Origin of the sequence: Sinomonas mesophila (assembly GCF_001999765.1) — a bacterium.
Lineage (GTDB): Bacteria > Actinomycetota > Actinomycetes > Actinomycetales > Micrococcaceae > Sinomonas > Sinomonas mesophila.
Genome location: NZ_MTIC01000029.1, coordinates 1 through 14,001, shown reverse-complemented (window position 1 = coordinate 14,001; position 14,001 = coordinate 1). Strand labels below are relative to the sequence as shown.

General features: G+C 69.7%; 14 protein-coding genes. 11 read left to right on the top strand and 3 right to left on the bottom strand.

Going from position 1 to position 14,001, the window contains the following annotated elements:
- Positions 1 to 241 precede the first annotated feature (241 nt).
- Complete coding sequence (locus BV907_RS16970; RefSeq protein WP_077490932.1) at positions 242 to 1,156, bottom strand: hypothetical protein; 915 nt, start codon at positions 1,154 to 1,156, stop codon at positions 242 to 244.
- 178 nt (positions 1,157 to 1,334) lie between these two features.
- Between BV907_RS16970 and BV907_RS16965 the strand changes: the two genes are divergently transcribed.
- The 8 genes from BV907_RS16965 (at position 1,335) to BV907_RS16925 (ending at position 8,554) form a co-directional block, all read left to right on the top strand.
- Positions 1,335 to 2,297, top strand: coding sequence for a metal ABC transporter substrate-binding protein (locus tag BV907_RS16965; protein ID WP_077490931.1), 963 nt, complete (start codon positions 1,335 to 1,337; stop codon positions 2,295 to 2,297).
- 28 nt (positions 2,298 to 2,325) lie between these two features.
- Positions 2,326 to 3,099 (top strand): metal ABC transporter ATP-binding protein, encoded by a 774-nt coding sequence (locus BV907_RS16960; RefSeq protein WP_077490930.1) that lies wholly within the window; start codon positions 2,326 to 2,328, stop codon positions 3,097 to 3,099.
- A complete protein-coding gene (locus tag BV907_RS16955) occupies positions 3,099 to 3,968 on the top strand; it encodes a metal ABC transporter permease (RefSeq protein ID WP_077490929.1) in 870 nt (289 codons plus the stop codon). The genes BV907_RS16960 and BV907_RS16955 overlap by 1 nt, the downstream gene beginning before the upstream one ends.
- A 333-nt stretch (positions 3,969 to 4,301) precedes the next feature.
- Positions 4,302 to 5,426, top strand: coding sequence for a DUF475 domain-containing protein (locus BV907_RS16945; protein WP_077490928.1), 1,125 nt, complete (start codon positions 4,302 to 4,304; stop codon positions 5,424 to 5,426).
- 56 nt (positions 5,427 to 5,482) lie between these two features.
- Positions 5,483 to 6,085: a TerD family protein gene (locus BV907_RS16940; RefSeq protein ID WP_077490927.1), complete on the top strand. Its 603-nt coding sequence runs from the start codon at positions 5,483 to 5,485 to the stop codon at positions 6,083 to 6,085.
- 25 nt (positions 6,086 to 6,110) lie between these two features.
- Complete coding sequence (locus tag BV907_RS16935; RefSeq protein ID WP_077490926.1) at positions 6,111 to 6,692, top strand: TerD family protein; 582 nt, start codon at positions 6,111 to 6,113, stop codon at positions 6,690 to 6,692.
- 32 nt (positions 6,693 to 6,724) lie between these two features.
- Entirely contained in the window at positions 6,725 to 7,306 is a 582-nt protein-coding gene (locus BV907_RS16930; protein WP_077490925.1) for a TerD family protein, read from the top strand.
- A gap of 45 nt (positions 7,307 to 7,351) precedes the next feature.
- Entirely contained in the window at positions 7,352 to 8,554 is a 1,203-nt protein-coding gene (locus BV907_RS16925; protein WP_077490924.1) for a toxic anion resistance protein, read from the top strand.
- A 1-nt stretch (position 8,555) separates the two neighbouring features.
- Here BV907_RS16925 and BV907_RS16920 read toward each other — a convergent pair whose 3' ends face one another.
- Both BV907_RS16920 and BV907_RS16915 read right to left on the bottom strand, forming a co-directional pair.
- The gene (locus tag BV907_RS16920; RefSeq protein WP_077490923.1) at positions 8,556 to 9,758 is read right to left on the bottom strand and encodes a hypothetical protein; all 1,203 of its coding nucleotides are present in this window, start codon (positions 9,756 to 9,758) and stop codon (positions 8,556 to 8,558) included.
- Positions 9,759 to 9,774: 16 nt separating this feature from the next.
- Positions 9,775 to 11,685 (bottom strand): vWA domain-containing protein, encoded by a 1,911-nt coding sequence (locus BV907_RS16915; RefSeq protein ID WP_077490922.1) that lies wholly within the window; start codon positions 11,683 to 11,685, stop codon positions 9,775 to 9,777.
- Between the two features lie 212 nt (positions 11,686 to 11,897).
- Between BV907_RS16915 and BV907_RS16910 the strand changes: the two genes are divergently transcribed.
- The 3 genes from BV907_RS16910 (at position 11,898) to BV907_RS16900 (ending at position 13,919) form a co-directional block, all read left to right on the top strand.
- Entirely contained in the window at positions 11,898 to 12,545 is a 648-nt protein-coding gene (locus BV907_RS16910; RefSeq protein ID WP_077490921.1) for a GntR family transcriptional regulator, read from the top strand.
- Positions 12,546 to 12,700: 155 nt separating this feature from the next.
- Positions 12,701 to 13,390, top strand: a complete 690-nt coding sequence (locus tag BV907_RS16905; protein ID WP_077490920.1) for a haloacid dehalogenase type II — start codon at positions 12,701 to 12,703, stop codon at positions 13,388 to 13,390.
- 43 nt (positions 13,391 to 13,433) lie between these two features.
- The gene (locus tag BV907_RS16900) at positions 13,434 to 13,919 is read left to right on the top strand and encodes a RidA family protein (protein WP_077490919.1); all 486 of its coding nucleotides are present in this window, start codon (positions 13,434 to 13,436) and stop codon (positions 13,917 to 13,919) included.
- The last annotated feature ends 82 nt before the right edge of the window (positions 13,920 to 14,001 follow it).

The following is a 14,001-nucleotide window of genomic DNA, read 5'->3' as shown; positions in this document are numbered from 1 at the left end:
GTTCGGGCTGGTCGTCTCGGCCGATGCCGCGCCGTCCGACTCCGCTGCTGGCGGCGTGGGGGAACTCGGGGAGGCAGCTGGCACGGCAGCCCAGTCTACCGGGGCGCGGACCGCCGCCGGCCGGCCCGCGCCCGGCTTCGACGTTTTCGCATCGCGAACTCGCAGCCTCCGCACGACACCCCGGTGAATCCCCTGCAGAACGCTACGTTGTCGCGTCGAACCTGCGGCCTCGAAGAGAGGCCTAGGACGCCAGCAGCCGGTCGACGCGCCGCCGCAGTTCGGCCTCGTCGAACAGGTCGGCCCAGACAAGACGCAGCAGCCGCCAGTCCTCTTCCATGAGGGCCTTCTCGCGCTGCCGCTCCCGGAGCAGCACCTCCGGGGTCGGAGCGTAGGCGAAGTACTTGACGCGGCCGTCGAACTCGATGCCGCGGCGGATGGCCGGCCACCCCGTGTCCACGCGCACCCGGCCCGCGCGCGTCGCCACCTCGATCTGCTGGTGCGGCGTGGGCACGGGCATGCTGTTCAGCTGCCAATTCAGAAGGCTCTCCCCGGGCGATTCGCTGAGTGTCGAGCCAAGGGCAATGGCCGCACGCGCTGTCACTACGCCCCGCTGGCCCGACGCACGGTCAAGGAGGGCCTCGAGCCTGGCCGGCTCGGCGCCCAGCCGCAGCCCGTGGTCGATGATGATCTGCGCGGCGCCGCGCTGGAGAATGCACGCACTGTCCACCATCGTCCTTTCGAGGGCAGTGGCCGGCAGCCCGGACACCAGGCACCGGTCCTCGCTGCCAAGGTGGCCGGCGTGGGGACGCACCTCGGGCCGGTATCGGGACCGGCCCGGAGCTCGCGGAACGGTGACGTGGATGAACTCGTCTGGCTTCCAGAGTGACAGGCCGTGAAGCCTCGCGGCGCTGAGGTGGCTGTAGACGAACCCGGGCTCCGACAGCCGCGCGTGGTGGTCGAAGTGCGCCCGGAGCGTCACGAGGTGACGCTCTTTCGCGCCGAGGGCATGCCATGCGTCGAGCCGGTAGTACAGCCCGTGCGCGATCCGCACGAGCAGGCCCCCCTGAACAAGCCGCTCGGCAGCCCTGCCTGAGCCGAGCCTCTCGGCGACCTGGGAGGCGAGCCACGGTCCAGGATGCGGAAGGGGGAAGTCCATGAGGCCACGCTCGCGCTACCCCGGGCAGCCCGGGAGAGGTGCCGAAGCGCATGTGGAGGACACGCCGTCGTGCGCCCTGTGGATGAGCATCCATCCAGCCCAGCGGCAGCCGTGGGTAATACAACTTTTCGGTGAGCCGAAATTTGTTCCGAGGTACTCCTAAACCTATCCTTGCCGTATGCGTACAGCGTCGTTCCGCGCCCTGAGGCGTCCCTGGTCCCGTGCCCGACTACTCGCCGCCCTCCTCTCCGCCGCCCTGCTAGCCACGGCCTGCGGCGGGGCCAGCGGAGGTGCAGGCAGCGGCGCGGGCAACGACGACCGGCCAGTCGTCCTGACGACCTTCACGGTCCTCGCGGACATCGCGCAGAACGTCGCCGGGGACCACCTCAGGGTCGAGTCGATCACCAAGGCCGGCGCGGAGATCCACGGCTACGAGCCCACCCCCGGGGACATCAAGAAGGCCGCGCAGGCCGACCTCATCCTCGACAACGGGCTCAACCTCGAGGCGTGGTTCGGACAGTTCGTCGCGGACCTGGACGTCAAGCACGTGCAGGTGAGCGCCGGCGTCGAGCCCGTCGACATCGCCGAGGACTCCTACGCCGGCAAGCCCAACCCCCACGCGTGGATGTCCCCGCAGAACGTGCAGACGTATGCCGACAACATGGCCGCGGCCTTCGCTGAGCTCGACCCGGCGAACGGCGACGCCTACCGGGCCAACGCCTCCGTCTACAAGTCCGAGCTGCAGAAGGTCCAGGACGAGCTCGTGAACGGCCTCGCGGCCCTTCCGCGCAACCAACGCGCACTCGTGACGTGCGAGGGCGCCTTCTCGTACCTCGCCAAGGACGCGGGCCTGACCGAGAAGTACATCTGGGCCGTGAACGCCGAGCAGCAGGCCACCCCGCAGCAGATCGCGAGCGCGATCGAGTTCGTCAGGGCCAACCAGGTCCCCGCCGTCTTCTGCGAGTCCACGGTGAGCCACGCGCCCATGGAGCAGGTCGCGGCCGCGAGCGGCGCCGAGCTCGCAGGCGTCCTGTATGTCGACTCGCTCTCCGAGGCCGGCGGGCCCGTCCCGACGTATCTCGACCTCATCCGCCACGACGTGAAGACCATCCTCGCCGGCCTGAGCAACGGCTCGGCATAGTGAGGGGCGAGAGAGGATGCTGAGAACCATGAGCACGCACCCGTTCCCGGCTGCTTCTGCCAGCGGCGCCGCGCCCGCCGTCGACGTCGCCGACGTCACCGTGCACTACGGTGACGTCCTCGCCCTGAACAATGCCAGCCTCTCGCTCGAATCCGGCCGGATCTGCGGGCTCATCGGCATGAACGGCTCGGGGAAGTCCACCCTGTTCAAGACCATCATGGGCATCGTCAGGCCGGACCGCGGCCGGGTGCGCGTGCACGGTGGCTCGCCCGCGGAGGCGCGCCGCCGCGGCGTCGTGGGGTACGTCCCGCAGAGCGAGGGCGTGGACTGGGACTTCCCCGTCTCGGTGCGCGACGTCGTCATGATGGGCCGCTACGGCGGCATGGGCCTCACCCGCCGGCCCAAGGCGGCGGACCACGAGGCGGTGTACGCGGCCCTCGAGCGGGTCGAGCTGACGAAGTTCGCCGACCGGCAGATCGGCCAGCTCTCGGGCGGGCAGAAGAAGCGCGCCTTCGTGGCCCGCGGGATCGCCCAAGGCGCCTCGGTGCTCCTGCTCGACGAGCCGTTCGCCGGCGTCGACAAGCGCTCCGAGGCCACGATGTCCCGCCTCCTGCGCGAGCTCGCGGACGACGGCGCGACGATCCTCATCTCGACCCACGACCTCCACGCGCTCCCCGAGCTCGCCGACGAGGCCGTCCTGCTCCTGCACCGCGTGCTCATGCACGGCGATCCGTCCGAGGTGCTCCAAGCGGAGAACCTGGCCCTGGCCTTCGGCCTCGACGTCCTGGGAGGGAAGGCGTGATGGACCTGCTCGAGCTCGTCGCCGAGCCGCTCTCGTACGAGTTCATGACCCGCGCGCTCGCGACGGCGGTCGTCGCCGCGATCGTGTGCGCCGTCCTCTCGTGCTGGCTCGTGCTCATCGGCTGGTCCCTCATGGGCGACGCCGTCTCGCACGCGGTGCTGCCCGGCGTCGTGCTCGCCTACATCCTCGGCGCGCCCTTCGCGCTCGGTGCCGTCGTGTTCGGCTTCCTCGCCGTCGCGCTCATCGGCGCGGTGCGCGGAACGAGCCGGGTCAAGGAGGACGCCGCGATCGGCATCGTCTTCACGACCCTGTTCGCGCTCGGGCTCGTGCTCATCTCCGTCACGCCGAGCCAGACCGACCTGAACCACATCATCTTCGGCAACCTGCTCGGCGTCAGCTGGGAGGACCTGTGGCAGGTGCTCATCCTCGGCGCCGTGACCTTCGCGATCCTCGTGCTCAAGCGGCGCGACTTCACGCTCTACGCCTTCGACCCGACCCACGCGCACGCGATCGGCCTGAGCCCGCGGCTGCTTGGGGCCACGCTCCTGGGCCTGCTCGCGCTCACGGCTGTGGTCGCTCTCCAGGCCGTCGGCGTCGTCCTCGTCGTCGCGATGCTCATCATCCCCGGCGCCACGGCGTACCTCCTGACCGACCGTTTCTCGCGCATGCTCGTCATCGCCCCGTCCGTCTCGGCCGCGTGCGCGATCGTGGGCATCTACGTGAGCTACTACGCGGACACGGCCTCGGGCGCGATGATCGTGCTCGTCCAGGGCATCGCGTTCACGCTCGTGTACCTCCTCGCCCCGCGGCAGGGGCTGCTCGGGAAGCGCCTCGCGGCGGCGCGGCGGCGCCGTCCCGTGCAGGTGTAGCGCGGACGACGGCGGCGCGGGGCCGGCCCGGGGACGCGGCGCGGGGCCGGCTCGCGGACGCGGCGCGGGGCCGGCTCGCGGACGCGGCGCGGGGCCGGCTCGCGGACGCGGCGCGGGGCCGGGAACCTGCCCAGACGCTCCCCCGTTGGACCCCAAGAAGGCTGCGCGGATCTGATGAGGTTCAGCCGGGGTTCGAAACTGTCAGTGGCCCACGACATAATGGGCCGTGGCTGGTCTTGGGGGCACCCGCCCCCGTGGGATCCCTGGGCCCGTCGGCAGCTGATGCTGTGATGCCGCCCGGCACCCCGGGCCTGGACGAGGAGGCGCCGCGCTGTGTTTCTGAGAACCTTCGGCTGGTCCTTCGCCGTGAGCATCGCCGCGCTCGTGGTGGCCTTCGTCTACGGCGGCTCGCAAGCGCTCTTCCTCGCGTTCGTCCTGGGAATCCTCGAGGCGAGCCTGAGCTTCGACAACGCCGTCGTGAATGCGCGCATCCTCGAGCGGATGAACTCGTTCTGGCAGAAGATGTTCCTCACCGTGGGCATCCTGATCGCCGTCTTCGGCATGCGCGTGCTGTTCCCGCTGCTCATCGTGGGGCTCACGGCGCAGCTCAACCCGGTACAGGCTGTGCAGCTCGCGCTCGAGAAGGGACCGATCGAAGAGCCCGGCACGTACGCCTACATCCTGCACGAGGCGCATCCGCAGATCGCCGCGTTCGGCGGCATGTTCCTGCTCATGATCTTCCTCGACTTCTTCTTCGAGGAGCGGGACATCCGGTGGCTGCACTGGCTCGAGATGCCCTTGGCGAAGGTCGGGAAGATGAACGGCGCCTCGCTCGTCGTCGGCCTCTTCGCCCTGGCGATCATCGGCCAGCTCTCCGGCGACGAGATCCGCGGCACGGTGCTCATGTCCGGGATCTTCGGCATGGTCACGTACTTCCTCGTCAAGGGCCTCGGCGAGCTCTTCGCCGTCGACGAGAGCGGCGAGATCGACGTCGGCGAGATCGACGTCGGGAACATCCCGGAGCAGGCTGGCACCCCCACCGCGACGGGCCCGAACACGGCCGTTCAGGTCTCGGGCAAGGCGGCGTTCATGCTCTTCCTCTACCTCGAGATGATCGACGCCTCATTCTCGTTCGACGGCGTGATCGGCGCCTTCGCGATCACCTCGGACCCGATCATCATCGCCCTCGGTCTGGGCCTCATCGGCGCGATGTTCGTCCGCTCCCTCACCGTCTACCTCGTCCGCCAGGGCACGCTCGACGAGTACGTCTACCTCGACCACGGCGCACACTGGGCCATTGGCGCCCTCGCCGTCATCCTCCTCATCACGATCGGGATCCACGTCAACGAGGTCATCACGGGCCTCATCGGAGTCTTCTTCATCGGCGCCTCGTTCGTCGCCTCCATCCGGCGAAACCAACGCCGGGCGGCCGAGCCCGAGCCGGCCGCCCTCCCGTGACCCGACTGAACCGCCAGACATCCATCCACGAAGAAGAACCGACGAAGGAGCACACTGTGGGACTGAGCTTGCAGAAGGGCCAGGGACTCTCGCTGACCAAGCAGGACGGCACGAGTCTGAGCCAGGTCCGCCTGGGCCTGGGCTGGGACGCCGTCCAGCAGCAGAAGAAGGGCGGCCTCTTCGGCGGCCTGTTCGGCGGCGGCGAGTCCGAGGTAGACCTGGACGCCTCTGCCATCCTCTACAACGCCGGCCGGCAGGCCCTCGACACGGTGTTCTTCAACCAGCTTGCGAGCAAGGACGGCTCCGTGCGCCACACCGGCGACAACCTCACGGGGGCCGGGGAGGGCGACGACGAGGTCATCGCGGTCAACCTCCCGGCCGTCAACGGCCAGGTCGAGCACATCGTCTTCGTCATCACGAGCTACTCGCAGCAGACGTTCGACCGCGTGCAGAATGCCTTCTGCCGCGTCGTCGACGACTCGGTCGCGGGCAGCCCCGAGGTCGCGCGCTATACCCTCACCGAACAGGGCCCGTCCACCGGCATGATCATGGCAAAGCTGTCCCGCGAGGGCGCCGCCTGGACGTTCACCGCCGTCGGCCAGCCCGCGAACGGGCGCACGGTCGGGGACCTCGTGGGCCCCGCCGCGGCCGTCCTCTGATCCGCGCGCCCAGGAAGGAGCAGACATGGCGAGCCTCTCGCTCAGCAAGGGCAGCAACCTGTCCCTGACCAAGGCCGACCCGGGCCTGACCCGCGCCATGGTCGGGCTCGGCTGGGACCCGCGCACGACGGCGGGCGAGTCCTTCGACCTCGACGCGAGCGCGCTGCTGGTCACCTCCGCGGGCCGGGTCCGCAGCAACGACGACTTCGTCTTCTACAACCAGCTCGCCGCCGTGGACGGCTCGGTGGTGCACCAGGGCGACAACCGCACGGGCGTCGGCGAGGGCGACGACGAGCAGATCATGATCGACCTCTCACTCGTGGCGCCCGAGGTCGAGAAGGTCGTCATCATCGTCTCGATCGACCAGGCCGACGCCCGCAGGCAGAACTTCGGCATGGTCCGGGGCGCGTTCTGCCGCGTAGTCAACGACGACTCCGGCCAGGAAGTCGTCCGCTACGACCTCACCGAGGACGCGGCCTCTGAGACCTGCATGATCTTCTCCGAGATCTACCGCCACGGCGTCGAATGGAAATTCCGCGCTGTCGGGCAGGGCTACGCCTCAGGCCTGCGTGGCATCGCGACAGACTTCGGGATCGTCCTCGACTGACCGGTCCCTCGACCCCAACAAAGGAGCATCACATGGCTGGACTGTCCCTCTCCAAGGGCGGCAACCTCTCCCTCACCAAGACCGACCCGGGCCTGACGAACGCGATCGTCGGCCTCGGCTGGGATCCGCGCACGACGACGGGCGACTCCTTCGACCTCGACGCCTCGGCCCTCATGCTGGGCGCCGACGGCAAGGTCCGCTCCGACGCGGACTTCATCTTCTACAATCAGAAGCAGTCCGCCGACGGGTCGGTCGCGCACCTCGGCGACAACCGCACCGGCGAGGGCGGCGGCGACGATGAGCAGATCCAGGTCCACCTCGCGAACGTTCCCGCCGACGTCGAGCGCGTCGTCGTCGTCGTGAGCATCGACCAGGCCGAGGCGCGGCGCCAGAACTTCGGCATGGTCCGCGGCGCCTACTGCCGCATCCTCAACGCGGCCACCGACGCCGAGGTGGTCCGCTACGACCTGTCCGAGGACGCCGCCGCCGAGACCTGCATGATCTTCGCCGAGCTGTACCGCCACTCAGGCGAGTGGAAGTTCAAGGCCATCGGCCAGGGCTACGCGAGCGGACTCGCGGGCGTGGCCTCCGACTTCGGCGTGAACCTCGGCTGACGGTCACCTGACCCCCGGACGACGACCACGAGCAAGGAGCACGCGATGTCCATCTCACTGACCCCTCCGGACCCGACCGAGACCCAGCAGGCCCTCGTCCTCCAGGCGCCCGAGCCCGCGCCCGTGGTCAAGGAGGAGGAGGCCCCGGGCATGGTCCCGGTCGCCGCCGAGCGCAAGAGCGAGATCAGCACCCAGGCGCGGGCGTTCGTCGCCGAGATCGCGGCGATGGACTCGCGCAGCCCGGAGTTCGCGCAGAAGGTCGAGGGCCTCAACCGCTTCGCGGGGCGGGAGATGGTCGCGTCCTCGGACGCGTCGAACCGGATGCTCGAGCGCTCGAGCACCTCCTTCGCGAGTGCGAAGAAGACCGGCAACAGCGCCCAGATGCACGTTGCCTCGACGCTCGGGGACCTCCGCTCGACGGTCGAGGACCTCACCCCGAACCAGGCCGACCTGAGCGTGGGCCGGAAGATCCTCGGCGTGATCCCCGGCGGGAACAAGCTCGCCAAGTACTTCCAGCGCTACGAGTCGGCCCAGACGCAGCTCGACAAGATCATCAAGTCACTCATGGCTGGCCAGGACGAGCTCATGAAGGACAACGCCTCGCTCGCGCAGGAGAAGACCACGCTCTGGGAGACGATGCAGCAGCTCTCCGAGTACGCCGTCTTCGCGCAGGAGCTGGACACGGCCACGGTCGAGAAGATCGACCAGGTCCGTGCCCAGGGCCAGGCAGAGCACGCGCAGCAGCTCGAGGCGGACGTCCTGTTCCCGGTGCGCCAGCGCCGCCAGGACATCCTCACCCAGCTCGCCGTCTCGGTCCAGGGCTACCTCGCGATCGACATGATCCGGAAGAACAACAACGAGCTCATCAAGGGCGTGGACCGGGCGCGCACGACGACGATCTCGGCCCTCCGCACGGCCGTGATCGTCGCGCAGGCGCTCGCCAACCAGAAGCTCGTCCTCGACCAGATCGACGCGATCAACACGACGACGAACAACATGATCCTGCGGACCTCAGAGATGCTGAAGGACCAGACCGGGCGCATCCACCAGCAGGCCACGACCTCGGGCGTCTCGGTGCAGACGCTCGAGAAGGCCTTCGCGAACATCTACGCCACGATGGACGCGATCGACACGTTCCGCTCGCAGGCGGCCAAGAGCATGGAGGGCACGGTCCACGCCCTCGAGAGCGGGCTCGAGAAGTCGCGGCCGTACATCGAGCGGGTCCGCCGCCAGGAGGGCAACGCCTGACCTACTCCTCGCCGTCGTCGTCCCCGGCGTCCTCGCTGTCGTCGTCCTCGTCGCCATAGCGATCGTAGACCTCGTCGTCGAGCACCGCGTCGTACACGGCGTCGAGCGCGGCGACGGGGACCGCGACCATGCCGTCCGAGGTGTCGACGAGACCGAGCTCCTCGAGCTCGCGGATCTCGGCCAGGAGCATCTCCCCCATACTGCGCAGCTGCTCGGCGGCATCGGGGCCCAGCTCCTCCTCGAGGCCGAGGTCCTCGCTGGCCTCCGAGCCGAGGGAGGCGATGTCCTCGAGCGGGAACGGCTCCTGCTGGACTCCGCGGGCCAGGACGCTCTCGAGGATCCGGGCGGCGCTGTCCCCCTCAGACCCTGGCGTCGCCGAGCAGGCCGCGATGACGAGCTCCGTGGCGAGGAACTGCGCCTCCAGCCGGCCCATCGCGTCCGCCGCCCCGAGGTCCGCGGCCCCCTCGCCCGGGCGGGCCACGCCGCCGTCGAGCATCACCAGCTCCGCGGCGAGCATCGCCTCCCACAGACGCCGCGCCCGCGCCTCCGACCCGACGATGCCCCCGGCCTGGGAGAGGGCCGACGGCGGGAGGGCGCCGTCGTCGTCGGCCTCGCGGCCGGGGCCGAGCCAGTCGAGGAGGGCCTTCGCGCGGGTCACGAACGGGGCACGGGAGGCGAACTCGGCTGCCTCCTCCTCGGTGGCCTGCGGCAGGTTGTCCCGCGGGGTCGCGTCGACGATCCCGCCGAGCGCCTCGGCCTCGGCGTCGAGGAGCTCCGAGACCGCGGCGAGGTCCTCGGCCGTGCCCTCCCAGCGGTCGGTCTCCTCGAGGAAGCTCAGCCAGTCGATGAGCGTCCCGACGACGTAGCGCTGGTCGTCCAGAGCTGTGCTCTCGTCCTCGGACATGGACGCGACATCGTCGAGGAAGGGCCGGAGGAAGCCGGCCACGTGCTCTGGGTCGAGGCGCAGGTTCGGGGCCCCGTCGGAGAACGTCTGGACGACGGTGACGAATGCCTTGACGATGCCGAGCTGGCCGGCGGCGAAGGCCGCGACGTCGTCCTCGCCCCGGGACGCCCACGCGACGTACTCCGGCGTGAGGCGGTCGATGAGCAGGCCCACGCTCCGTCGTCTGCCCTCATAGACGGACGGCGCCGTCGAGGTCTTCGGGCGGGTGTTCTTCGGCTTGCGCGTGCGGCTCTTCGGCATGCCACGAGCCTACGCCTCAGAGGCTGCTCGCGAGATCCTTGAAGACGTCCTTGATGCGGCTCGGGTCCGTCGCGTCGAAGAACTGCCCGCCCGAGGCTGCGGCGATGCGGCGGAGGGCATCGGTGTCCGCCTGGTCGCCGTAGGCGAGCGTGAAGACCTTGACCTTCCGGCCCGCTGCCTGGCCCTGCTCGAGCCGCGCGATCGCCTCCTCGAGGGTGCCCTTGCGCGTGGTGTCGTTCGTGCCGTCGCTCAGGAGGATGACGGCGTTGAGCGCGTCCGGGCGATACCCCTCGGACACGGTGTCCACGGCAAGGCCTACGGCCTCGTAGAGCGGCGTGTAGTACATGGGCTCGAGGCCGCGGATCTTCGCCGTGATCCTCTCTCGCATGGACTTGACGCTCGCGAGGGGCTGCACGACGCCGGGCACGAGCGGCCCGCCATCCCAGTTCGAGAAGCCGGCCACACCCACCTGGTCCTCGTAGCCGAAGAGCCCGAGCGAGCCCTCGACGGCGTCCTTCGCGGCCTCGATCTTCGTCACGCCCGGGGCTGCCTCGTCCCGCATCGAGCCGGAGACGTCGAGCGTGAAGAGCACGCGCGCGGGCTTGCGGACCGCGGCGAAGCCCTTCTGCAGGCCGGCGGCGAGCTCGCTCGGCAGCGGCCCGAGCACCTTCGTCGCCGTCCCGTAGCGGCCGGCCGCGGCGACCTCGGGGTCAGCCTCGCTGCGGATGTCGCGGTACCCTGCGGCGCGCACGGCGGCCTGGCCCTGGGCGGTGCGGGCGAACCGCACGAAGTCATCGGCGCCGGCACGCTGGGCGTCCCCGACCCAGGCGGCGTTGAGCACGAGCGCTGGGGACTCGGAGGTGTACACGCCGTCGGCAGGGTAGTACGGGGTGAGCGGGACGGTGGGCGGCGCGCCGTTCGCGGCGCTCATCCCGTCGAGGCTCGTGACGCCGCGGTTGTACTCCCACACGGACCTCTCGTCCGCGATCATGGCCGAGAGCTTCCCGGAGACCGCCGTGACGTCCGCGGCATCGCGGACGGAGTGCAGGAAGTGCCCGGGCGAGGCCACGTAGCTGCTCGTCGCGAGCTCGCCGAGGCGCACCTGGGAGGCGACGAAGTCCGAGCCGAGGTCCGACGTCGTGAGGCGATCGAGGTGCCCGGCCGCTGAGCCGTACGCGGAGGCGAGCGCGAAGAGGCCCGCGCTGGACATGGCCGGGCTGCCCTTGGCGAGCTTGAAGTACCCCCACTCGGGGTGCCCGGCGCGCTCCCAGCCGCGCGCATCGGAGGCCGCCTTGTACACGTCGGCCCACGTCGGGGGTGCCGCGTCCCAGCCTCGGGCCGCCGCCATGTCTGCGGGCATGGCCAGTGCGATGGCGGTCATGGCGATGCCAGCGCCGGACTCAGGGACTATGGCAGCGCCCTGCTCTCCCGCGCCGCGCGCGACGGATGGCCACGCAGACGAGTCCGGGATCCAGAGCGCCGGCCGCTGGTCGGGAGGCAAGCCCGCGAAGCCGCGTGCCGCGTCGTCGGCTGCGAGCCCGGACTTGCGGGCGGTGACGGCGACGTCCACGCACCGACCGCCCGCGTTGCGCTGGGCGCCATGGTAGACGGCCGCGACGGCGCGGACGGCGGCCTCGTTCTCGGGCGAGGCGAGGACGTTGAGCCGCGTGCAGGGGCCCGCGCCGGGGCTCGACGGCGGAGCGTCGGGCTCGAGGGGCGGGGCGGCCTGGTCTGTGGTGAGCCGAGCGGTCTGCTTCGGGAGGCGGTTGACCGTAAGTGCCTCGTAGAGCGGAGGCAACCAGAGCACGGCGCCGGCGGCGAGCGCGGCGACGATCGCGAGGATGACGACGTCGCGCGCCCACGGCAGGGCGGCGCGCCGGCGGCGTGCCGCGCGGCTGTTCGGTGGGGTGGAGCTTCGTCTGCCCATGCCCGGATGACCTTCCTGCTGGGGGCTCGGCTGCCCGGGGCCCCCACCCGGTACCCGTGGGACCGTACAGAGGTCAGGGAAACGTCAGGTGAACAGATCCTTAATGTTCGCCGCCTGGGCGGGGCGTCGTGTAGCAGGCTTCCCATGTGAGCCCCTATCGAACGCCGGTGTCCCAGAGCGGTATAATCGACAGTCGACAATAGGAGGCAGGGATGGGCCCTACGTTCACGTGGCAAGCGCAGCGAACCACCACACCCGACGGCGTCTACGGTGTGCTGCGAACCGCCATCCTGGATGGAACCGTGCCTCCCGGGGGACAGCTGCGCGAGACCCATATTGCCGCAGACCTCGGAATCAGCCGGTCTCCCCTGCGCGAGGCGATGACGAAGCTCGAGGAGGAGGGGCTGATCGTCAAGATCCCTTACCGCGGATCCTTCGTGGTGGAGGTGAGCGCCCAGGAGGTCGCTGAGATCGCCTCGGTGCGCGCGCTCGTCGAACCGCATGCCGCCGAGCTCGCCGCCCCGGCGCTGCGTGGTCCGGAGCGGCCCAGGCTGAAGCAGATCATTGAGGAACTGCACGCGGCCACCGAGAACAACGACATTCCGGCCAGCATCGACGCGCACCTCCGCTTCCACAGGCTCTTCTACGACTTCTCGGGGCATGGCGTCCTGCAGTCCATGTGGAACAGCTGGGAGAACAAGCTGCGCCTGTACCTCGCGACCGACCACCGCTCCTACAGCGACCTGCACGACATTGCTGTCGAGCACGAGCGGCTGGCCACTGTCGCCCTCGAGGGCGACACGGAGGAGTTCCGCCAGGAACTCGTGCGCCACTTCCAGTCAGCGCTCCGGGCTCAGTAGGCGCTGCCGGGCGCCCCCGGCGGGTCCGATCCAGCCCCCTGAGACGTCCCGCTTCATCATTGACAGCCTCCGGGAACCACGAGTATCGTCGACAATCGACAGAGAGTTCGTCGACAATCGACAACCTGGCCCCAACAGACCCTCGGAGGCACCCAATGGCATTCGACACCCTGCCGAAGTTCGTCACGTTCGACATGAACGGGACGCTCATCAAGTTCGCGATCAACGACACGATGCGCGACGTCCTCGGCGACCGGCTGCCAGCCGAGGTCGCCGACGAGTACCTGCGGATCTGCAAGGCCTACCGGATCGACGAGTGCATGGGCGCGTACAAGCCCTTCCACCAGATCGTCGCCGACTCCATGGAGCGCGCCTCGCGCAAGGTGGGCCTCGAGTTCCGCGCCGACGAGGCCCGCGAGGTCTACGACCGGATCACCACCTGGGGCCCCTACCCCGGCGTCACGGCGGCGCTGAACCGCCTGGCCGAGGCCGTCCCGCTGGTCATCATCACCAACAGCGACACCGCGGTTGCCGAGCAGCTTGCGGCGAACCTCAAGGCCCCGTTCGAGGTCATCATCACGGCCGAGCAGATGGGCTGCTACAAGCCGCGCCTCGCCGCGTTCGAGTACATGTTCGACAAGCTCGGCGTGACCCCGGACGAGATCGTGCACGTCTCCGCGAGCCCGATGTACGACCACCGCCCGGCGGCCATCATGGGGATCGAGAAGAAGGTGTACGTGGACCGCGGCTTCGAGCACGACGAGCACTGGCTCGGCTACGAGCGCATCACCGACATCGCCGACCTCCCCGTCCTCTTCGGCCTGCCGCGTCCCGACGCCTCCTGAGCGGAGCCATTGAGACGATGATCCGAAGCAAGGCGGTGGCGGCATGACCCTCCCCCTCCCCCAGACCGTCCAGGGCGAGACGGCCACGGAAAGGCTCCAGGCCCTCGGCTTGGAGCTGCCCGACCTCGACGGCAACGCCTACTTCGTCCACCACAATGCGGTGGGCGAGAGCATCCACATCTCGGGCCAGCTGCCGTTCAAGGACGGCGTGCTGCTGGGCCAGGGTGTCGTCGGCCGGGACGTCGATCTGGAGACCGGCAAGGAGCTCGCGCGCCACGCTGCGCTCAACTGCCTCGCCGCCGCTGTCCAGGCGGTCGGAGACCTGGAGCGGGTCCGGATCGTCCAGATGCTCGTCTTCGTGGCCAGCCAGCCGGACTGGGGCCTCCAGTCGCAGGTCGCCAACGCGGCCAGCGAGCTTCTCATCGAGGTCCTCGGTGAGAGTGGACGGCACTCCCGCACCGCGATCGGCGTTGCGGGGCTGCCGCTCAACACCCCGGTCGAGATCCAGATGATCATCACTGCGGTATAGCGGAGAACGAATCATGACAAGTACAGCTGTGAACCGCCTCCAGAAGGCGCTCGACGCGCTCGTCGAGCGCATCGACACCCCG